The sequence below is a fragment of the Ferruginibacter sp. SUN002 genome, assembly GCF_050611725.1.
GTDB lineage: Bacteria > Bacteroidota > Bacteroidia > Chitinophagales > Chitinophagaceae > Ferruginibacter.
This window is the reverse complement of record NZ_JBODJB010000001.1, coordinates 2,658,099-2,679,973: the sequence shown is the minus strand read 5'-3', so window position 1 is coordinate 2,679,973 and position 21,875 is coordinate 2,658,099. Positions and strand designations below refer to the sequence as shown.

At 35.5% G+C, this 21,875-nt stretch carries 19 protein-coding genes and 1 tRNA gene; 8 read left to right on the top strand and 12 right to left on the bottom strand.

Annotation, left to right across the window (positions count from 1 at the left end; all coding sequences use genetic code 11):
* The first annotated feature begins 31 nt into the window (after window positions 1–31).
* The 5 genes from ACQ33O_RS11605 (at window position 32) to ACQ33O_RS11585 (ending at window position 4,751) form a co-directional block, all read left to right on the top strand.
* The gene (locus tag ACQ33O_RS11605) at window positions 32–472 is read left to right on the top strand and encodes a hypothetical protein (protein WP_430995752.1); all 441 of its coding nucleotides are present in this window, start codon (window positions 32–34) and stop codon (window positions 470–472) included.
* A 99-nt stretch (window positions 473–571) separates the two neighbouring features.
* A complete protein-coding gene (locus ACQ33O_RS11600; RefSeq protein ID WP_430995751.1) occupies window positions 572–1,606 on the top strand; it encodes a hypothetical protein in 1,035 nt (344 codons plus the stop codon).
* 21 nt (window positions 1,607–1,627) lie between these two features.
* On the top strand, window positions 1,628–2,749 hold the full coding sequence (locus ACQ33O_RS11595; RefSeq protein WP_430995750.1) for an acyltransferase family protein: 1,122 nt from the start codon (window positions 1,628–1,630) through the stop codon (window positions 2,747–2,749).
* On the top strand, window positions 2,746–3,612 hold the full coding sequence (locus ACQ33O_RS11590) for a GDP-mannose 4,6-dehydratase (RefSeq protein WP_430995749.1): 867 nt from the start codon (window positions 2,746–2,748) through the stop codon (window positions 3,610–3,612). Before ACQ33O_RS11595 ends, ACQ33O_RS11590 begins: the two co-directional genes overlap by 4 nt.
* Window positions 3,609–4,751 carry a hypothetical protein gene (locus ACQ33O_RS11585; RefSeq protein ID WP_430995748.1) on the top strand — a complete coding sequence of 381 codons (1,143 nt, stop codon included), beginning with the start codon at window positions 3,609–3,611 and terminating at the stop codon, window positions 4,749–4,751. The genes ACQ33O_RS11590 and ACQ33O_RS11585 overlap by 4 nt, the downstream gene beginning before the upstream one ends.
* Before the next feature lie 13 nt (window positions 4,752–4,764).
* On the opposite strand, the gene ACQ33O_RS11580 is transcribed toward ACQ33O_RS11585, so the two are convergent.
* Complete coding sequence (locus ACQ33O_RS11580) at window positions 4,765–5,478, bottom strand: hypothetical protein (RefSeq protein ID WP_430995747.1); 714 nt, start codon at window positions 5,476–5,478, stop codon at window positions 4,765–4,767.
* A 114-nt stretch (window positions 5,479–5,592) separates the two neighbouring features.
* A complete protein-coding gene (gene gmd, locus ACQ33O_RS11575) occupies window positions 5,593–6,663 on the bottom strand; it encodes a GDP-mannose 4,6-dehydratase (protein ID WP_430995746.1) in 1,071 nt (356 codons plus the stop codon).
* 73 nt (window positions 6,664–6,736) lie between these two features.
* Here gmd and ACQ33O_RS11570 point away from each other — a divergent pair, with 73 nt between their 5' ends.
* Window positions 6,737–7,738 (top strand): glycosyltransferase family 2 protein, encoded by a 1,002-nt coding sequence (locus tag ACQ33O_RS11570; protein WP_430995745.1) that lies wholly within the window; start codon window positions 6,737–6,739, stop codon window positions 7,736–7,738.
* Window positions 7,739–7,740: 2 nt separating this feature from the next.
* On the opposite strand, the gene ACQ33O_RS11565 is transcribed toward ACQ33O_RS11570, so the two are convergent.
* The 4 genes from ACQ33O_RS11565 to ACQ33O_RS11550 form a co-directional block, all read right to left on the bottom strand.
* Window positions 7,741–8,862: a glycosyltransferase family 4 protein gene (locus ACQ33O_RS11565; protein ID WP_430995744.1), complete on the bottom strand. Its 1,122-nt coding sequence runs from the start codon at window positions 8,860–8,862 to the stop codon at window positions 7,741–7,743.
* Between the two features lie 4 nt (window positions 8,863–8,866).
* Window positions 8,867–9,913, bottom strand: a complete 1,047-nt coding sequence (locus ACQ33O_RS11560) for a hypothetical protein (protein ID WP_430995743.1) — start codon at window positions 9,911–9,913, stop codon at window positions 8,867–8,869.
* A gap of 11 nt (window positions 9,914–9,924) precedes the next feature.
* On the bottom strand, window positions 9,925–12,498 hold the full coding sequence (locus ACQ33O_RS11555) for a YfhO family protein (RefSeq protein ID WP_430995742.1): 2,574 nt from the start codon (window positions 12,496–12,498) through the stop codon (window positions 9,925–9,927).
* Between the two features lie 106 nt (window positions 12,499–12,604).
* Window positions 12,605–13,213 carry a DUF445 domain-containing protein gene (locus ACQ33O_RS11550; protein ID WP_430995741.1) on the bottom strand — a complete coding sequence of 203 codons (609 nt, stop codon included), beginning with the start codon at window positions 13,211–13,213 and terminating at the stop codon, window positions 12,605–12,607.
* Window positions 13,214–13,308: 95 nt separating this feature from the next.
* Here ACQ33O_RS11550 and ACQ33O_RS11545 point away from each other — a divergent pair.
* Window positions 13,309–13,382: transfer RNA gene (locus ACQ33O_RS11545), tRNA-His, on the top strand.
* 150 nt (window positions 13,383–13,532) lie between these two features.
* Window positions 13,533–15,932, top strand: a complete 2,400-nt coding sequence (locus ACQ33O_RS11540) for a carboxy terminal-processing peptidase (protein WP_430995740.1) — start codon at window positions 13,533–13,535, stop codon at window positions 15,930–15,932.
* Between the two features lie 52 nt (window positions 15,933–15,984).
* Here ACQ33O_RS11540 and ACQ33O_RS11535 read toward each other — a convergent pair whose 3' ends face one another.
* The 6 genes from ACQ33O_RS11535 to ACQ33O_RS11510 all read right to left on the bottom strand — a co-directional run bounded on the left by ACQ33O_RS11535 (window position 15,985) and on the right by ACQ33O_RS11510 (window position 21,769).
* Window positions 15,985–16,494: a DinB family protein gene (locus ACQ33O_RS11535; protein WP_430995739.1), complete on the bottom strand. Its 510-nt coding sequence runs from the start codon at window positions 16,492–16,494 to the stop codon at window positions 15,985–15,987.
* A 79-nt stretch (window positions 16,495–16,573) separates the two neighbouring features.
* A complete protein-coding gene (locus tag ACQ33O_RS11530) occupies window positions 16,574–18,268 on the bottom strand; it encodes a S8 family peptidase (RefSeq protein ID WP_430995738.1) in 1,695 nt (564 codons plus the stop codon).
* A gap of 96 nt (window positions 18,269–18,364) precedes the next feature.
* Window positions 18,365–19,174, bottom strand: coding sequence for a 4-(cytidine 5'-diphospho)-2-C-methyl-D-erythritol kinase (gene ispE, locus ACQ33O_RS11525; RefSeq protein ID WP_430995737.1), 810 nt, complete (start codon window positions 19,172–19,174; stop codon window positions 18,365–18,367).
* Between the two features lie 69 nt (window positions 19,175–19,243).
* Window positions 19,244–19,831 carry a bifunctional nuclease family protein gene (locus ACQ33O_RS11520; protein WP_430995736.1) on the bottom strand — a complete coding sequence of 196 codons (588 nt, stop codon included), beginning with the start codon at window positions 19,829–19,831 and terminating at the stop codon, window positions 19,244–19,246.
* 207 nt (window positions 19,832–20,038) lie between these two features.
* Complete coding sequence (locus tag ACQ33O_RS11515; protein WP_430995735.1) at window positions 20,039–21,001, bottom strand: electron transfer flavoprotein subunit alpha/FixB family protein; 963 nt, start codon at window positions 20,999–21,001, stop codon at window positions 20,039–20,041.
* A gap of 24 nt (window positions 21,002–21,025) precedes the next feature.
* Window positions 21,026–21,769 (bottom strand): electron transfer flavoprotein subunit beta/FixA family protein, encoded by a 744-nt coding sequence (locus tag ACQ33O_RS11510; protein WP_430995734.1) that lies wholly within the window; start codon window positions 21,767–21,769, stop codon window positions 21,026–21,028.
* Between the last annotated feature and the right edge of the window lie 106 nt (window positions 21,770–21,875).

Below are 21,875 nucleotides of genomic sequence, written 5' to 3'. Positions count from 1 at the left end.
TCAGAAATACAAAGTATAGTTTATGCATTTAATGAAATCTGCAATAGCATTATTATTGTTAGGAATATTCTTTATTGGATGTAAATGTACTAAACACTGCTCAGCCAAATCGGGTTTGTCAAGAGCAGAAATATTAGCTAAATATACTTGGCAGGTCAATGAACTTTGGACTAACACTTCAGGTAACAATGTTCATTATTTGAGAGGTGTAGAAAATACAACTGAATATAACCAAGACATAGTTAGGCTCACTTTTAATTTAGATGGCACCGGTACTCATACGGATGCCACCGGTATTGTACATCAGACAACTTGGTCGTTTTCCAGTGATGACGAAACAAATTTAGACCTAACAATTAACGGGATCACTACAGATCATTGGAATCTTGTAGATATTACTGAAAAACATATTTTGGAAAGTGCGGCCAGAGCTTCGGTGTTAATTAGTGCAAGATGGGAGCCTGTACAATAATCATAATTGGGTAAAACAAATTAGAATACAAAATTTATGATGAAAGGGCTTTTTGTCAATAATCGAAAGTCGAAAGATAGTATATACGAATCCGGATATATGGCCTATAAGTGTTTGCTGCTATCCACCAAGTATCAACTGGATTATGTTGAAATCGATATTGATAACAGGAGTATTCCGATAGGGTATGATTTTTATTTTTTTAATTATCATCTAGTAACAATGGATTGGTTACAAACAAAATCTCTAAAAAAGGAGTTGGGCTTTGTTGCAACAATGGTTTTGGAGGTGCTTCCTGATAACCCATTTGTAATGTGCTCAGATAAAGATTTTGATGCATATTGTGTTTTAGATCCAACTGTTAAAAGTAAAAATAAAAAAGTATATCCATTCCCCAGACCACTCGAAAAGATAGATATAGATTTAAGAATCGTAGATAACCCTGTTCCTGTTATAGGAACTTTTGGTTTTGCAACCAAAGGAAAAGGCTTTCAGCATGTAGTAGATGCGGTCAATAAGGAGTTCTCAAAAGCTATTGTTAGGATCAATATCCCATATGGAGATTTTGTTCCTAATTCAAAAGAATATGCTGCATTCTTAGCAGATGTATGTAAATCAAAGGCAAAGGATGGCATCGAAGTTCGGGTAACTCATGATTTTATGCAAAAAGAAGAATTGATTGCATGGTGTAGTTCCAATACACTTAATTGTTTTTTGTATGATAGAGATATGCAAGGTTTAGCAGCTACAACCGATCAGGCCATTGTTTCGGGTAGGCCTTTATCTGTTTCAGATAACAATACATTTAGGCATATAACATCTTACTTATCTCCATATCCAAAATTCAGTTTACAAGATTCAATTAATAAATCCACTCAAATTGTTGAGAAGATGAAAGAGGATTGGTCCCCTGAGAATTTTGCAAAAAAATTCGAAAGAGTTTTGGAGGATAATGCCCTTGTGTTGAAAAGCAGAAAAAAGATCAGCGGTATTTTTTTGTTACCTATTAAAAAAGAAACGTTCATAAATACAATCGAGAGAAAGATTGAAAAATATAAGCACAGAATAAATAGCTTAGGCTGGGAAACCTTATTAAAAAAAAGAAATTCAAGAAAAGTAGAAGATATTATATAACTGATATCCTATACAGTCATCATGACTAACAAAGAAATTATAATACAAACAAACAAAACTTATTTCCCTAATCTTGACGGATTAAGGTTTATGGCATTTTTGTTTGTTTTTGTTTCACATTGCTTTCTTTTATTTCAGTTTGAAGAGCGCACTGTAATTATTAAGGGGCTAAATAAGATGATAGGTAATGCAGGACTTGGAGTGAATTTTTTTTTTGTTTTAAGTGGGTTTCTTATTTCTTATTTGTTACTTAAAGAAGAAAGCGAGCATGGTAAAATTGATATAAGGGCTTTTTATATGAGGCGAGTGTTGCGGATATGGCCTGTATATTTTTTAGTGATAATTCTGGCCTTATTACTCTCCACTACACATTGGCAAAATTATTCATTACAGAAAATCAATTTTCCTCTTGCTGTTAGTTTTCTTACTAATTTCGACTTGGCATACAATGGCATAAGTTCTATACCTATTACAGTTCTGTGGAGTGTTGCAGTTGAGGAGCAATTCTATTTTATTTTACCGATTCTCATATTGTGTTTTGGTAAAAAAGTATTTAAAATTTTTCCTTTTCTAATTGTGGGTTGTTTTTTTTACAGGTTATATTATGCCGAAAAGGTTGGAGTTACAGAGTTTCACACTTTTGCAGTTTTTCCTGCTTTATTAATAGGATGTATCGCAGGCTATATGGTTATATATACTCCATTGCAGAATAAAATAAACAAATGGTCCAGGAAATTTATAGTTTCAATATATATTGGTTTAATATTTGCAATTTTATTTAGAGATAATCTTTTTGAAAGCCATTTTGGAATAGCAGTTAGCTCAATAGTTTATTCTTTATTTTTTGTAGTTATTATCTTGGAGCAGAATTTTTCTGAGAAGTCGTTCTACAAAATGGGCAATTTACGTTTGATTACAAAGTTAGGAAAGTACACTTATGGCATGTATGCGTATCATATAATATTCATAACGTTGTTATATAATATTTATCAAGATAAATTTGGGTTGATAAATAATTATGCTTTGTATTTCTTGTTTTATATGCTAACTCTAATCATAAGCATACTATTTTCAATGGGAAGTTATTATGGGATGGAGTTGTTTTTTTTAAAATTGAAGGATAAATTTTATAATAAAAAATGACATCAATCATATTCGGAGCTAACGGTCAGGACGGTTACTATTTGTCGCAATTATTGCAGCAGGAAGGGCATATTGTAATTGGTGTTTCCAGAAATGGAGGCTTTTTAAAAACCAATATTGCTGATTATGCACAGGTGTCTGAGTTGATTCAACAATATAAACCCGATTATATTTTTCATCTGGCAGCTAATTCTACAACAAGACATGATGCTTTATTTGAAAATCATGCCACGATCAGTACAGGTACAATTAATATATTAGAAGCTGCAAAAGCTTTTTCGCCATCTACAAAAATATTTATATCTGGAAGTGGGTTACAGTTTAAAAATAACGACCGTCCGATAAAAGAAACGGATGAATTTGAAGCAAGAGATCCATATTCTGTAAGTCGTATCCTTTCTGTCTATGCAGCTCGGTATTACAGAAAATTAGGATTAAATGTTTACGTTGGATATTTTTTTAATCATGATAGTCCACGCCGCAGCGAAAGGCATATGGCAATGAAGATTGCCGCTTTTGCAAAACGTGCTGTTGAAGGGGATAAGTTACCAATAGGAGATATCGCTGCAATCAAAGAATGGACCTACGCCGGAGATATTGTGAAAGGGATATTGACTTTGGTTCAACAAGAGCATGTATTCGAAGCAAATATTGCTTCAGGCAAAGGCTATTCCATTGAGAATTGGCTGACTGCATGTTTTTCTATTGCAAATAAAAACTGGAAAGACTTTGTTGTTGTAAACCCTGATTTTATTCCTGACTATAAACAACTGGTGGCGGATGCCACATTGATACATTCTTTGGGATGGAAACCAGCAGTATCTTTTGAAGAATTGGCAAAGATGATGATGATGGATGTATGAGCCGAAAAAAAATATTGATATTATTCCCTCTTGAGCACATTGCTTTTTCTCCTACTACATTAGGGGTGTATGATGCATTGTCTGTTAATGCCGATGTTACTATTTATGCTCCCACTCCTAAATCTTTTGGCTCAAATGACCTTAAAGAGAGAAAGGTTGAGCATTTTGATCTTGATACAAGCAAGCAGGCAAAGATCAAAGCCTTACCGCTTTTTCTTTTACATAAATTCTTACACTTTTTTAATCTGTCTGTTATTGGCGGATTATCCATATACGATTTTGTAAGATTTGTCGGGTACAAGAAAGCACTTAATCAACACCGTTACAATTACGATGAAGTGATTGCTGTAGATATGATGTTGTTGTACTTGTCTGAACGCTATTTTAAAAAAGCATCTTTTCTTTCTTTAGAGTTAACAAATGATGAGATTCCTTTGCTTAAAAAAGTGAAAGATGACTTTATCAGAACAGTGATCATTCAAAGCAAACAACGATATACATATCTTTTTGGTGAGAAAGAACACAGGGTTTTTTATGTACAAAATGCACCTGTTTATATGCCGATTGAAAGTGTAGTTAAAAAGAACAATGCTTTATTGTTTAATGGTACAGCTACACCCTGGTTTGGTATGTATCATTGCTTGAAATTCATTAGTAATTATCCTCAATTCTCACTTACTTTTAAAGGAGCTGTGTTGAAAGACGAAAAGGAATATGTTCTTTCAAATTATGCGTCACAGATTGCTAACGGCACGATAATATTGAATGAAGATTACATGGAAAGTAGGGATATGCTTCGGTTTCTATCACAATATGAAATAGGTTTTTGTTTTTATGATCTGAGCTTTCCTAAAATGAATACCTATAATTATCAAACAGCTCCTTCAGGAAAAATGTTTGCCTATCTAGCCGCAGGCGTACCTGTTATAGCCAATAAACTTGATGGGTTGAAAGTGATTGAAGATTTTGAGGCCGGTATCTTAGTAAATGATTTTGAACCGGAAACAATTTATAATGCAGTGAATACAATAAAAAATAATTACGAATTTTATAAGAGCAACTGTTGTAAGGCAGCAGAGCATTACAGCTTTGATAAAAATGTCGTTCCAGTTGTTAGATTCTTTCTAAATCAAGAATAAAATGTAATAACTGCTATTTTATATTTGATTGATTTAATAATAATTTTAGTTGTTCAATTTCAAATTCTAGATTGCTGATCTTCTTTTCCAAAGCTTCAATGTCTGAGGAAATGGCTGGTCTGCCAAGGACAATATTTGATCTATATATATTACCAGAGCCATCAATAACTAAGTAATTGCCTGTAGTTGAACTTGGTAAATTTTGAAATTTCACGGTTCCATTTACATCTAAATTTGCTGATGGTAATATTGGAGTGATAGCTCCATTTGTAAGATTTATTCCAACTCGTCCATTATCACTAAAAATTACTGAATTTTGATATGAACTTGGGGTATGAACAACACCAAGTTGGCTACGTCTTAAAAAATTAAAACGTAGAAAGTATTGGCTTAATGAAAAAGATCCATATTGCAATTCTGCCCCGGGATATCTAGAATTATTATCAACAGCGTTATTATATCCAAATATTACAGCAGCACCACCATTGACTGATCCCGCTATATTTGTGTTTGAATTAAAAATGCCAAGTTTAATATCAGTATTTCTTTCAGCTACAAATGTTTCATACGGAAAACTCATGGAACCAATTGTATTTCCGTTAACAAGATGAAACCTTGTCTGGGGCGTTGTTATTCCTATCCCAACATTTTGACCAGATACAAAATTTACAAGTATAACTACAAGCACAAAAATTTGGGAAAGCTGTTTTATGGAAAGAAAATACATTGGGTATAAATTTTATGGTGATAAAATATTAATTACTAATGTCATTGCAAAGTATTTATAACCAGTTTTTTAATACAAGGGGTATAAATATTTAACTTTTGTAGTAAAATACACTTATCCTTTCAGATCAGATTCCATCATTTCTTTTACCAATGCAGCCAGGTCGTATTTTGGTTCCCAGCCTAATTTTGTTTTTGATTTTGTAGGATCACCAATTAAAAGATCTACTTCAGTTGGTCTGTAATATTGAGGATCTACTTTTACAATTACTTTTCCGATTTCTAATTGGTATTTAGGATTAGTGCATTTTGCAACTTTACCTACTTCATTTTCCTCTGTTCCTGTAAATTCTATTTCAATGCCACATTCAGCAAAAGCCATGCGTACAAAGTCTCTTATATAGGTAGTTTTACCGGTTGCTATCACATAATCTTCCGGAGTGTCTTGTTGCAAAATTCTCCACATTGCTTCTACATAATCTTTTGCATGCCCCCAATCTCTTTGAGAATTAAGGTTGCCTAAGTATAAACATTCTTGTTTACCCTGAGCAATTTTGGCTGCAGCCATAGTGATCTTACGAGTAACAAATGTTTCACCTCTTCTTGGAGATTCATGATTAAATAAAATGCCATTGCAGGCAAACATGCCATATGCTTCACGATAGTTGACAGTTATCCAGTAACCGTAAATTTTAGCTGCTCCATAAGGTGAACGAGGATAGAAGGGAGATTTTTCATCATAAAATCCTTTCTCATTCTTATTTTGTTCTAATCCTCCATACAATTCAGAAGTTGATGCCTGGTATATTTTTGTTTTCTTAGTAAGACCTAAAATTCTTACTGCTTCTAATATTCTTAAAGTACCAATACCATCTACATTAGCAACATATTCCGGAGAATCGAAACTTACTTTAACATGCGACATAGCGCCAAGGTTATATATTTCATCAGGTTGAACTTCCTGAATGATACGGATAAGGTTGGTACTATCTGTTAGATCACCATAATGCATTTTGAATCTTATATTACTCTCATGCAAATCGTGGTAAATATGGTCAATTCTTTGCGTATTAAATGAAGAAGCTCTTCTTTTAACACCATGTACAATATATCCTTTTTCTAAAAGCAATTCTGCCAAATAGGATCCATCCTGCCCCGTAATACCAGTAATTAATGCCGTCTTCATATATCTTTTTTTTATCGAAACTCGGCAAAAATAGTATTTTAACTTTAAGTTTGGACTTTATATCGAAATTTTCATGACTGTATCAATAATTATTGTCAATTATAAGACCCCTCAATTGGTTGCCGATTGTATAAATTCTGTATTGAAGCAGGATGAAAGTGCTGTCAATACAGAGATTATCGTTGTTGACAATCATTCAGAAGATGGCATCGAGGAGACATTAATACGCAATTTCCCATCCGTCAGATATATACAAATGGGCTATAATGCCGGCTTTGCAAGAGCTAATAATGCCGGTATTCGTATTGCTTCCGGAGATATTATATTGCTGCTTAATTCAGACACACTCGTAGAGGAGAACGCCATCAACAAGTGTTGTATGCAGTTTATGAGTGATGAATACGTGGCTTGCGGAGTACAATTATTAAATGAAGATAGAACACCTCAAATTTCAGGAAACTATGCCATGAAAGGAGGGCTAAATTATCTTCTGCCATTGCCATTTTTGGGCAAAGCTTTGAAGTTTTTGGCCGGATTGCTAAAGATGAAAAAACCTAATGTGCCTGATGCAACCGGAACAGTTGAAGTAGATTGGATCAACGGTGCTTTTTTAATGGTAAAAAAAACTGCAATAGAAAAGGCGGGTTTGTTGGATGAAGATTTCTTTTTATATGCTGAAGAAGCGGAGTGGTGCAGCAGATTAAAAAAGACAGGTAAACTATGCATATATGGCGATCATCATGTTGTTCATTTGCAAGGCGCAACATCGGAAGAAGCATTTGATTCTACCGGTAAAGGCTACTTTAATTTATTTGATAAACGTGGTTTGCAGATAATGGTATCTAATTTCTTAAGAATTAGAAAGGAGTTTGGACTATTTTGGTTTTTTGTTGACCTGTTCTTTTATATAATTACGATCCCGGTATTTTTTGTTGGACTATTGTTAACGGCATTGGTAGGTCAAAACAAATATTCGTTTGCTCAATGGTTGGGGTATACAAAAAATATAATGCGTCTGGTTGGTTTGTCGGGCAAAATGATTACCGGTAAAAAATATTTCTATAAAGTGTTATAACCTTAAATTTTCTTGATGCAGTCTGCTGCTTTTATTGCAATATTTCCCCAATAAAAATGTTCAAAAAATGTGGGAGGGATTGTTCCTGTATTTTTAATTGAAATGATCTCGTTTGCAAAATTTATCCAATCGGAATCCGCAACAATTTTAAGTTTATTGTTGGTAATGGTTGCCGGTACACCTATTGCTCCGCTTGTAGTACTTACTACAGAAAGATCATAACCCAAAGCCTCTACCAGTTTGGTTTTTATGCCGCCACCATCAATAACTGGGTTGATAAAAACATCTGCACCCTTAAAGTAAAGGGTAATATCATCTACAAATCCTGCATAAAAAATATTTTGATCATTGTATGCATATAAACTGTCTAAATGAGCAGGAAGATTCTTACCACAAATAATGATCTTGTATTTAAAACTTTGATCCTGCTGTAACAGTGGATTGATCTTTTCTATGATGGCCATTACTGCATCGAGGTTTGGTTGATAGTCCAATGTCCCGTTAAAGAAGAGAATTTTTTCATCCGGCAAAATATTGTATTCGCTTTCTAGTAATACTCTTGCTTCTTTTCTTTCATTAATAGAAGGAGGGGAGTTTAGATCGAAACCATAAGTGATGGTGGTACATTTATCTGAAGCTATACCAAGTTTATTAATTGCAAAAGTTCTGTCTTCATCAGTAATAAAAAAACAAATATTGGCTGCCTTGTAAGTTACTTTTTCATAATTCCATAAAATACCCCACCACCATTTGTTCATACTTTTAAAACGTAATGCTTCAATGTTGTGGGAGTGAACAATCAGTTTTACTTTGCAAAACCACTTTAATAATATTCCAAGCCATCCGTAATAGGGATGTTCAATGATAAGATGAGTGATCTTTTTTTTCCTGATTACCTTTCTTGCTGTAAAAAAAATAAACGGATTAAAATACCTGGTAAAGCTGGTTGATAAAATATTCTCTATCTCATATCCGGGCTCCAATTCAGGATCATTACTTTTTGTTGTTAGGCACGTTAATGTTACATATTTTGATAAAGCTGCATTAAACAGTGCTATACCTTTTTGTCCTCCCATTTTGGGTGGAAGAAATTGATAAGATACTATGCTTAATACATTTGTCATACAATTATTTGCCTGCTACTACATTTATAAACGGAGAAAGGAGATAGCCCTTATTTCCCAATATTTTTATCAGCTTATTCAAGGATTTTGTGCAAAGATTTACAAAGCTATTTTTGTAATTCGTGTCCCAAAAACCGGCACTGTACTCCATCGAAAATCCTGCATGATTAATGATCTCTCTGTATGCCTCCTTCGATAAAAGATGTTCTACCCAAACACCTGTTTCATGATCGCAAGTGTTAGTTTTTAAATAAGGAACTTTGGTTACAGTTTTATTTTTAGAAAAATCATCTACTGCTTCTGTAAAATCAGAAAGTGCTTTGCCTCTTGTTAACGATACTAAGGCCATTAATTGTTTTTCAGAAAAAGAAGGGTTTATTTTTTGAATGGCTTTCTTTCTATTAACACTGTAATGTTTGTTTTCGATCTTTCTATGAATGAGTATATGTTGTAGCCTTGTAGCAAGATTGTGATAGTTAGCTGTAGTTGTAGAATATACGATCGCTCCGTTATTGTGTTCGTAAACAGCAGCATAAAAATCGGGTAAACTGTAAATATGTTCTACAACATTTCTTGAAACAATGATATCAAAAGAAAAATTTTCTGTTTCGGCATATTTGATCACATCTGTTATATCGCCAACTATATAATCGGTAACAGGGATATTGAGTGCAGTGCAGATCAATGCTGCGTTGTTTTTCCATTCAGCAAGATGGTCGTTGTAAACAAAACGCTTTATCTGTAACATACTTCCCAACATAAACAAGGTTCCTAGCCCGGCACCATAATCTACAATATTAAGTTCACTCACATGCTTATTGCTTTTCTTTATTGCATGATAAAGAATGTGAGCACTGTTTTGAATCGAAAAGATCAGGCGTTGACCAAGATGGTGATCAGTAAAATAATGCTTAAAAAAATCCGTTGTCTGTAAAGAAGAAGCGTCAAACTTTTTAAGCAAATGATATAATTCATTTGCCTTGCTATCGATCAATTTGCTAAGTTCATCTTTTACTTCTAAGAAAACGATCTTTTCGCTGTATTGGCCCATTATGCTGATGATTAAGCAGTTTCTTTATTCCTGTTCTTCCATATCATGAATGCACTCAGTAGCACAAATGCAATTGAGAACAATCCTAAATATTTCGATAATTTTTCACCAAGATTAACTATCTGCGGATCAAAAACAAACTTAATGCTATGTTTACCTGCAGGAATAGCCAGTCCTCTCAATGCATAATTCACTTTACAGTACTCTGCTTTCTTTCCATCAATATAGGCTGTCCAGCCACTGTTGTAATAGATCTCACTGAACACTGCAAACTGATTAGCGTTTGCAGAGAATTCATAACTGATCTCATCGTTTTTGTTTTCTATCAGTTTAATAGTTGCTGTAGAATCAAATGTTGGAGAAAAAGGAACCGCACTTTTATATTGTTCGTTGATCACTGCAGTTGTTGCAGGATTCAAATTATCCATTGCTGCCATTTCCTCATCAGCATTTTTTACATACTTGATCTCTTTAACCAACCAGCAGTTACCTAAGGCATAAGGATTAGGGATTGCAATAGTTTGTTTAGGGTTTGTTTGATCAGGCACGATCACATATTTCATGTTCAGCATATTCAACACCTGGAAACTATCTTTTGCATTTGCATTTGAACCCCAAGCCTGAATGGCTTTATATATTTGTCTTTCCTTCAGATCATCGAATATACTGAGTTTAGCAGGGTGGTATCCTCCAATATTATTATGCTTATAGGAAGCGATGGCATCATTAAATGCATTGCCAACAGAAACTTCAAAGTTGCCGGTTTGTGGGTCTTTAAATGCAAGATTGAGCACTCTGAAAAAGCCTGGATCTCGTTTAATGGTAAGGTCTGCATTGTAGTCGGCATAGGCTTCTGCATACTCTACCGGTTCAACGAATTTTTCGTCGTTCAAATAACGTTTGTCAACTGCGGCAAGATCTATTGTTGAAAAAAGAATTATTCCTGCAAAGAGAACAGGAGCTTTGATGATTTGCTTGCAGTATAAAAATATAATACCTATACCTGCCAGAATGAAGCCGATACTACGCCACATATCTGCACTGTAGATGGCTTGTCTGTCTTTTACAATAGCATTGATATAACCGTTCACAAAAGATGGATCAGGATTTTGAGCCATTGCATCTGTTAAATTTTGTTTTAACTCTGCTGAAACAACATCTTTAAAACTTGCTGTAAAATAAAAACCGAGAATGATGGCTATCATACCGCCGGCAACTATCAGGTATTTTTTTAGTTGTTTATTTAAAAACTCTTTGTCAGTCATCTTTGACAGATCATTTACAAACAACACAGCTAACAAAGCCACAGCCAGTTGCGGTATTACCATTGCAGTCTCAGGGGTACGGAATTTATTGTAAAATGGAAGATGATCGAACAGGAAATAATTTACAGCCGGAAAATGTTTGCCCCATGCAAGTACAATGCCTACAACAGCAATGGACAAAAGCCACCATTTGTGTTCACTCTTACCAAAGAAGATTTGCAGCAGCGCAAGTAAACAAATGATCGCTCCAAAATAAACCGGTCCGGATGTATATTCTTTTGCTTTAGGTCCCCAGTAAGCCATGCCTTGTGCAGCATTGGAAAGTTGTTGTGCAAATTGCTGCGGAATTTTTTGTCCGTTTTCCTGTAGAAATTCCGTTACTTTAGAATCTTCAGGCATGGGTGTAGGGTTACCTCCACCATATGCATTCGGTACCATAAAACTTAGCGTTTCACCAATACCGTAACTCCATTTAAATGCATAATCTTTATCTAATCCACCTTTTATCCTATTGCCTTTAGTCGTATCGGTCAGTTGGCTTCCGCCTCTCATACTTTCTTTCGAATAATCATAAGTAGGAAGTAAGCCGAACGAGTTTGTTAACAGTGCGGTGATTGCTATAATCAAACTTATTCCTGAGGCAAGAAAAAGATGTTTATAATCCTTTTCTTTAATGACTTTTACAATACAATAAATTGCCACGAAAACAGCCATTATTAGCGTATAATAAACGATCTGATGGTGGCTTTGTCCAATCAGGCAAGTTGTAGAAATGAGTAGCAGAGCGGCACCGAGCCAATATTTTTTCTTAAAGATCAAAAACAACGAACCTAAAACCGCCGGTGCATAAGCAATTGACAATAATTTCGAATCGTGGCCTGCACTTATTAAAATCGGGTCATAGCTGCAATATCCGTATGCAATTCCACCTAAAATAGAAAGCCATGGGTTTACACCTACAACAATTGATAAAAAATAAAAACAAAGGCAGGCAATGAATAAGTAAAAAACAGGTTTGGGTAAGCCCAAGGTTAAAATATTGTGTGCAAGTCCTACAGTATAAATAGAGCCATTCTTTGGTTCAAACGCAATTTGGTAGGCCGGCATACCACCAAACATGCTATTGGTCCAGTAAGGCATGTGACCGTATTTTTTTTGAAACTCATACGATTGCTGCTGCATGGCTTTTACTTGTTGTACGTCATGCTGTTGTACAACCATTCCGTTTAGTGCAGGTTTGGTAAATACAATTGACAACAATAAAAAAGTAACTACGGCAATAATATGCGGTACAAATACTTTAAACTCTATCTTTTTCATTTATTAAAATTTCTTTAAGGAGCAAATTAAAAGTTTTATGCCAAAACACTTTATTTTTCTTTGAAACAAAGGCATTGTAAACAACTGCAAGTCAAAATAAAATACATTAAGATGATATGGCAGATATCAATACCTGTACAAGGCCTATCAATAAACCAAAGAAGGCGCCTATGAACTCTAAGAACTGAAACTCCTTTTTGGTAATCTGATCCAAAATATCTTCCAGTTTTTCTGATGAAAAATTGTTCACTTTTTCGGTAACTATTTTTTCAAGATCAAGGTCGTGCTGCAATTTACCCATGTAACTTTTCATCAAAATAGGGAATAGGTCTTCTAATTCTTTAAGAAATGCTTCTTTTAATTGACCAATGGTTTTATCACCAATAAACATGGAGAGCATCGGAAAAACATCCTTTAATTTATTACGCAGAAAATTGTCGATATGTGCCTCAATATCCGGTCTTAATTTTTGCAGATTATCCGGGTTGGTTACTTTTTGTTCTATTTCGTCAAACGATAAGAGTTCTTTACTTACTACCTGACCAAGTTTTTGTGCAATTAATTGCTGGTTTTTGGGAAAGATACCCTGAATGGTAAACCCGAATATTTTAATAGGATTTCTGGGGTGAAACAGCATTTTAATGGCAACCCAGGTTGTAACCCAGCCCGTAAAAGCTGATAATAAAATTGTTAGGAGATATCCTGTCCAATGCATTTATAAGTATTTGGCTGCAAAGAAAAGCAAATAATAATCAAATGTTATTTTGAAAAAGAACTGTTTTGTATTATTTTTGCACTCCTCAATAAACGGTAGTCGTAGCTCAGTTGGTTAGAGCATCAGATTGTGATTCTGAGGGTCGAGGGTTCGAGCCCCTTCGATTACCCGGTTAAAAGCCCTTGCAGTAAATGCAGGGGCTTCTTTTTACCACTCATATAATTTTAGGAAAACATTTACGGTGTAATGACATGCAATCCAATAACCGCATGGTTTTTTGCGTTAATTTTAGGCCATGTTAAAAATCAAACATATGATTATGAAGAACAAATTGTTGGTGCTGATTTTTTTATTTGCAGGAGCTGGCCTTTTTCTGGCATTTCACCCACATGATAATGAGGATAATCCAAAAGCAAAAAATGAACGCATACTCAGGAATGTAGGGCTTTTACTAGAACAGGGGCACTACAGTCCAAAAAAGATCGATGATAATTTTTCTAAAGATGTGTTTAAAGTTTTCCTGAAAAATCTTGATGGAGATAAAAGTATTTTTTTGCAATCAGATATCGATGCATTTAAAAAATATGAAACAGAGATCGATGATGAGATACACGGGAAAAAACTTGAATCCTTTTATTCAATTGTAGATGTTTATTCAAAACGTTTGAAAGAAGCTTCCGCTGCTCTGGATGGGCTATTAGCAACTCCATTCGATTTTACAAAAGATGAATCAGTGGTGTTGGACGGCGATAAAATTGAGTATACGAAAACAGAGGCAGAGCTGAAAGAATTCTGGCGCAAACGTCTAAAATATATTGCACTAACCAAGTATGTTGATATGTTGGCTGCGTTTGAAAAGAATAAAGAAAAGCCTGCTGCCATTGCCAAGCCATTATTGCCTGAAATAGCGGTTAACAATAAATCGGTGATCAGCTGGACAAATAATTATAAGACTAAGATCAGCTACATTATTATACAAGAGGCAGCCGGTGCAGATCAACCATTCAGAAGTATTGCTACGGTACAAAACCCTAATGATTCGGAAAACACATTCAAAGTTCCGGCAAATTACCAAGGAGCGAAAAGTGTGTATAGGGCATTGGTTGTTTTTCAAGATGGGAAATATTTTTTTACCAAACCTGCTGAAACAGCTAAGCCACAGGATCTGGTATCATTGGAAAAAGATGCAAGAGCACAAACAAAAAAACAGATCACACGTTATTTCACTACACTAACAAATCATAACACCAACGATGAATTGTTTAGTGAATTTGTAAATGCGATCACCAATACAATGGATCCGCATACTGACTATTTTGCACCAATTGATCAACGTTCATTTTCTGAAACAATGAGTGGTAGTTTCTTTGGTATAGGAGCTCAATTAAAAGAAGATGAGAACAAGATAAAAATATCAAGTTTGGTAACGGGTGGTCCGGCCTGGAAATCTGGAGAATTGCAACCTGATGATGAGATCATAAAAATAGGTGAAGGTAAAAAAGAGCCTGTTGATGTAACCGGTTACTCAGTTCAAGATGCAGTTAAATTAATACGTGGAGCTGAAAAAGGAACAGAAGTAAGATTGACATTACGCAAAGTGGATGGCAGCATAAAAGTTGTATCGCTTTTAAGAGATGAAATAAAAGTAGATGACACTTTTGCTAAAAGTGCGATCATCAACGGAGAAAATAAGATCGGGTATATTTATCTCCCGGTATTTTATATGGATTTTGATAATCCGCAAGGGGCTAAATGCTCACAGGATGTAGCAAAGGAGATTGAGAAATTGAAAGCTGAAAAAGTTGACGGTATCATTATGGATCTACGTGGCAATGGAGGCGGATCTTTACCTGAAGTTGTAAAGATGGCCGGGTTGTTTATTGAAGAGGGGCCGGTTTGTCAGGTAAAAGGAAGAGATGAAAAGCCTTATGTATGGAAAGACAGGGATAAAACCATACAGTATGCAGGTCCATTAACAGTAATGGTTGATGAGAATAGTGCTTCCGCATCAGAAATTTTTGCTGCGGCTATTCAGGATTATAAACGTGGTATTATTATCGGTAGCAGTTCTACTTATGGCAAGGGTACAGTACAACGCACCATCCCATTAAATCCGGAAGGGTATAGTCAATCGGCTAAAGATGTTGAAGACCTTGGCTCTGTGAAAATGACGATGCAAAAATTCTATCGTATCAATGGCGGGGCTACACAGCTGAAAGGAGTTACTCCTGATGTTGTTATTCCTGACAGATACGAATTGCTTAAGTACAGAGAAAAAGATAATGTAACTGCTTTAGGATGGGATGAAATATCTAAAACAGACTATAGCTCTTTAGAAAACACATACAGTGCCGATGCAGTTGTTTTAGCTGCAAGAACTATGATCAGTAATAATCCTAATTTTAAACAGTTACAGGATAATATTGCTCAGATAGATAAGTACAACGACAGGGAATATTCTTTGAATATTGATAAGTACAGAGAAGAACAAACAAAGCTGAAAGCCTTGTATAAAGAATTGGATAGTCTGACCAAATTGCCGAAAGAATTAAGTGTAAAAAATACAGAGGTGGATAAAACTAAATTGACCGGGGATAAAGAAAAAATTGAAAAGAATAAATTGTTCATCGATAGAATTAAAACTGATGTCTATATCGATGAAGCACTTAAGGTAATGCAGACAATGATCAGCCAAACAAATCTTGCAAAGAAAAACTAACAGATAGTTTATTTAAGAATAAAAAAGCGGCCAATTTAATAGGCCGCTTTTTTTATAGATATCTTTCTTTCAAAATATTTATATGATGCTGAAGGTGACCCACGGTTAGAAAACCTATACTAATTACAGAAGATGTATTTCGGTTAGCAACACCACTTGACGTAAGCGCTTCGGGAGTAAAGCTTTTAAAAAGCATTTCTGTAGCAGTTCGTACAGCAAAGAACTCTTCTTTTAAACTTTGCCATGTTCTTAAATTGGCGTTTGAATTTGAAGCATAATCATCTTCTTCGAAACCTGGCAATTCAGTAGTATCTTTTCTAGCAAAACATAATGCCCTGAATCCGAAAATTCTTTCTGCATCAATAATATGTTGAAGTAATTCTTTTATTGTCCATTTACCGGGAGCATAGGCGTAATTTGCTTTTTCTTCAGTGATGTTATCAAGCAGTTCTTTTATAACTGGTAGTTGGTTCTTGTATGCAGTAGTCAGATCATCTTCCTTTACCAGATCAAGATATCCCTGAACATATTTTGGATAATTTCCTAAAGTAATATTTGTCATAGCATCAATTTGATAGGTTAAAAAAAAGTCCCGCTAAATAGCGGGACAATATTAAAAAGTATTTTATTAGAATCCCTTATTATTTTTTCTTTTTTGCCGGGGCTTTAGTCACTTTTGGAGCAACTACTTTTGTAATTTTTCTTTCGCCTTTTATCGTAGCAGCTAATTTAGCAGCTTCATAAGCATTCACAATACCGCCGGTTTTAGAAAGTTTGCTCAATTGAGTCATTTCATCTGCCGTTCCCGGAACTTTTACATCAATATCCGGAGCCTGTGCAGTTTTTTCAATTACATATTTCAATTGTTTTGCACTTAATGTAGGAAAGTATTCTAACAGAAATGCTGCGGTACCTGCAACAACCGGACAAGCCATACTTGTACCCGAAGCACTACCGTATGTATCACCACCAGGAATAGTAGAATAGATCTGTACACCAGGTGCAAATACATCTACTTCTTTTTTCCCGATATTGCTGAAGTTGGCAGTAAGACCACCATTTTTAGGGTCGCCACTTGCACCAACAGTTATCCATGTATTTGCTCTTCCTTTTTTATCGATATAATTTGCATTAGGAAAATTGTCTGCAGAATCAATGTTTTTGGCATCATTACCTGCAGCATGTACCAACAATACACCTTTACTTTCAGCATATCTTACCGCATCATCTACCCAATTTTTTTCAGGAGAAAAATCTTTACCAAAACTCATGCTGATGATCTGTGCGCCATTGTTTACTGCATAACGAATAGCATTTGCAATATCTTTATCATGTTCGTCTCCGTCAGGAACCGCACGTATCATCATGATACGTACATTATCTGCAATACCATTCACACCTTTACCATTATCTCTTACAGCACCAATAATACCTGAGCAGTGAGTGCCGTGGAATGGAGTAGAAGCCATCAGATCATTATTACCATAATATTTATCGTTGATATCTGCTTCGTTATCTTTTACAATTTCTTTGCGGAATTCTTTTGGTGGATTTTTCTTTGCATCATCTTTTCTTACTTCTCCTGCAACATAATCTTTTAAGCCTTCAACAAAGTCTTTGTTGGTTTGATCCAAAGCCTTGTTACGATCCATTACTCCGTATAAAGCAGCCTTCATTTTTTTTATTTCATCTGTTGTAGCATTTAAAGCTTTCAACTCATTTCCGGTAAATACTTTTTTACCCATTGCAATTTGAAGAATGCTATCGGCATGCGTTACATTGGATTCAAATTCTTTTAATTCTTCAACTGTTGGTCCCCCTTCTTCTTCACCGGTACCTAAAATTTTAGCCTGTGCTTTTTTGTACACTTCAACTTCCGCTTTTTCCGAAGCTTTTAAACTTGATTCATCGGGAATCAGACTACCATATTTAGCTTTTAGCTTGTGGTAAACCCTTGCAGCTTCGTAGCTATCTTCTTTTACATTACGTCCATCTGTGCCGCCTATGAAATTCCATCCATGTACATCATCGATATAACCGTTTTTGTCATCATCTTTTCCATTGCCAGGAATTTCTTTAGGGTTGACCCATAAAACAGGCTTCAGATCTTCATGTAAAGTATCAATACCACTGTCGATAACAGCTACTGTTACTGTCTTGCTTTTTAGTTTTTTTGTTTTTACAAATTCGTAAGCCTTATCAAGACTAATACCATAGTAACCAGTGGTCGCTTTATCTAGCTGGTGCCAGTTTTTAGGGACCTCATTTTCAGTTTGTGCAAATGCCGCAGTGGTCATCATTAACGCAGCACTAAATGCTAAGGAAATTTTATTCATTTGTCTGATTTTATTGTTGTGCAATTTATTACAAAGCTTTCATAAGCTGTAACCGCTTATAAAATTGGGGCAATTTAAATGAATATTAACATAAAATCATATTTGAATGGTTTTTAAGTAGTAATGGGCAGGAAATTGAGGAAGAATAGGGGTATTTTCACTAAATAGGCCAAATACTGTACTACCACTACCACTCATAGAAGCGTAGAAAGCTCCTGAGCTATATAGATGCTCTTTGATTTTTTCTATTTCGGGATATTCTTTAAAGACGACCGGTTCAAAATCATTTTTCCAGGTTGTTGAGTTGGAAGGATCCAAATCAATGTTAGCCAGTTTTTGGTTGCCGGAAAGCTGTCCAAAAGCCCATCCGGTATTTATATGAATTCCCGGATTGATGACAACAATGGTTTTTCCGGAAAGATTGAGATCGATCGGTTGTAAAACTTCTCCTCTGCCCGAAGCTATACACGGTTTATTTAAAATGAAAAAAGGGCAGTCGCTCCCTAACTGTAATGCATAATGGCTAAGTTGTTGGGGAGAAAGGCCTAATTGAAATTTTGTATTGAGTAGTTGTAAAGCAAACGCACCATCGGCCGATCCGCCGCCTAATCCGGCCCCCATGGGAATCGATTTGTGCAGGTGCATTTTAACTGAAGGTAATTGCGGTATATCTTTTTTAAGCAAATGATATGCTTTTACGCAAATGTTGTTGGCAATATCTACGTCTACTATATTTCCGGAAGATGTAAATTCAATATCGGTAGAAGCTTTGTCAAATTTAATGACTTCAAGAGCATCGTTTAGTTTGATGGGGTAGAAGATGGTTGCCAGATTGTGAAATCCATCGGCTCTTTTATCCAATATTCTCAGGCCGAGATTTATTTTACAATTTGGGAAAACAACCATTTTTAATTGATAATTAGTAATTGATAATTAAAAATTAATTATCGAATTGAGAATTGAAATAATATAAAGCTATCGCTTTCTGCTTTTTATTTCATCTCTGATAGCGATAGCTCTCATATAATCTTCTTGTTCAAGTACTTCTGTAAGCAGTGCATCCAGTTCTTCTAAAGAAAGTTTATGCAGGTCATTTTCAGGTGCAATATCGGCCGTAACGGGAGCGGCTATATTCTTTTTCTTTTTTTCATCCGCTTCCATCAGTATGCCGGCATTGTCTAAAATGGTATCGTAAGTAAATATCGGACAGCCGAACCTGATGGCTAAAGCTAATGCATCCGATGTTCTGGAGTCGATCTCTACAGTATCATGTTGAGTACTGCAAACTAATTTACTGAAGAAAATACCTTCCTGAAGGTCGTTGATCACTACTTCATGCAATTCAATATTGAAGGCCATCATGAAATTCTTCATCAGGTCGTGGGTGAGGGGGCGACTGGGTTGCATGCGTTCCAATGCTACGGCAATGGCTTGGGCCTCAAAACCGCCAATGACAATTGGTAAGCGACGCAGACCATTTACTTCACCCAACACAACTGCGTAAGAGTGAGATTGAGTAATACTGTGAGATAATGCTACTATTTCCAGCTCTATTTTCTTCATAACTACCTGCGAATCTACTATAATTTATGCAAACAAAATTAGGGTTTTCTGATGATTGCTGAGGTATTGAATGGTGTAGTTTTTTATAGTTGATAATTACTTTTCTGTAATAATTCGTTTCTAGTTAAATCCATATTGAATCATATGTAAAAAATAACCCGTTATAGACTATTATAACGGGTTAAATACAATGTATATACGTTGCTTTTACAAACCTTTTAATTTCTTTATTGCGTCTGTAATTTTCGGAACCACTTCAAATGCATCACCAACAATACCATAATCCGCAGCTTTAAAGAATGGAGCTTCAGGATCTTTATTTATTACAACAATTACTTTACTTCTGTTTACACCGGCTAAATGTTGTATAGCACCTGAAATGCCAATGGCAATATATAGGTTGGGTGCAATAGCAAGGCCTGTTTGACCCACATGCTCGTGGTGTGGTCTCCAATCACTATCGGCAACAGGGCGACTACATGCGGTTGCTGCTCCAAGTGCTTTTGCAAGATCCGTAACCAATGCCCAGTTTTCGGGTCCTTTTAACCCACGGCCACCGCTGACTACTATTTCTGCTTCCGATAACGGGATTTCTCCAACAACTTTATTGGTTGCTGTTACCTGAACTTTTGGTGTGTCGACAGTTGCAGCAAAAGCAGCAACTTCTGCAGCACCATCGATTGTTGTAACGGTATAAGAATTTGGATTTAATGCAATGATCTTAACAGGAGTGTTCACAGAAATATTTGCAAATGCTTTTCCGCTGAAAACATTTTTCTTTACGACAAAACCATTGCTTGTGTTCGGTAACGCAACAGCACCGGAAACTAATCCTGCTTTCAACCTTACACTCAATCTTGGTGCAATGGCCTTGCCGCTAAAATTATTTGACATCACTACTACAGTAGCCCCCAATGATGTAGCTGCTTCGGCCAATATTTTTGTAAACACTTGTGCATCTAAATGATTCACTGAATCATTCGAAACACTATGTACTTTTTTAATGCCGTATTTACCCAGTTGTGTAAGGTCATCAGTAACATTGCCTAATATAATTGCATCGGCCGTAGTACCGGTTTGTTCGGCAATTTTTGCTCCGTAAGCCGCCGCCTCTAACGACGATTTTTTTATTTGTCCTTCTGATTGATCTAAGAAAACTAGTATGCTCATACAAATAAATTGAAAATTAATAAATTAAAATGCTTTTGCTTCTTCATGAAGTAGTTTTACCAATTCTTCGGGATTATCGGCACTTATTAATTTAACGCCAGCTTTAGCCGGAGGAAGGTCAAAAGAAGCTACGCTTGTTAATGGTTCTGTTGCAATTGGATCCACTACTTTTAAGGGCTTGGTTCTTGCCCCCATGATCCCTTTCATGTTTGGAATACGCTGCTCAGCCATACCTTTCTGACAACTAACGATAACGGGTAGTGTAACTTTATTGGTTTCTTCACCGCCTTCAATTTCACGATCTATAATTGCATTATTCCCTTCCAGATTGAATTTTGTTGCAAGTGATACATAAGGAAGATCTAACAGTTCGGCAACCATTCCGCCAATAGAAGATCCGTTGTAATCAATTGTTTCTTTACCGGTGAAAATAAGGTCGTAGTTGCCCTCTTTTGCAACAGCTGCAATTTGCGAAGCTATGTAGTAGCTATCATGACTGTCTGCATTTACCCTGATGGCTTCGTCGCCACCCAAAGCAAGAGCTTTTCTGATAATAGGTTCAACATCTGCGGAGCCAACTGTGATCAAATGGATACTTGTTGCTGGGTCGGCTTCTTTGAGTTCAATAGCCCTTACCAAAGCATACCATTCGTCATATGGATTGAGTATCCATTGCACACCGTCTGTAGCAAATTTCGTATTGTTATCTGTGAAGGCTATTTTTGCCGTTGTATCCGGCGTTTTACTAATACAAACTAAGATCTTCATATGCAAAACGTTTAGAATAAAAAATAAGTTGTTTATGCAACTAATAACAAAGTTAGGGGAATAATTAATAAGAGATAAATAATAATTGATAATTTTTTGGAAAGAT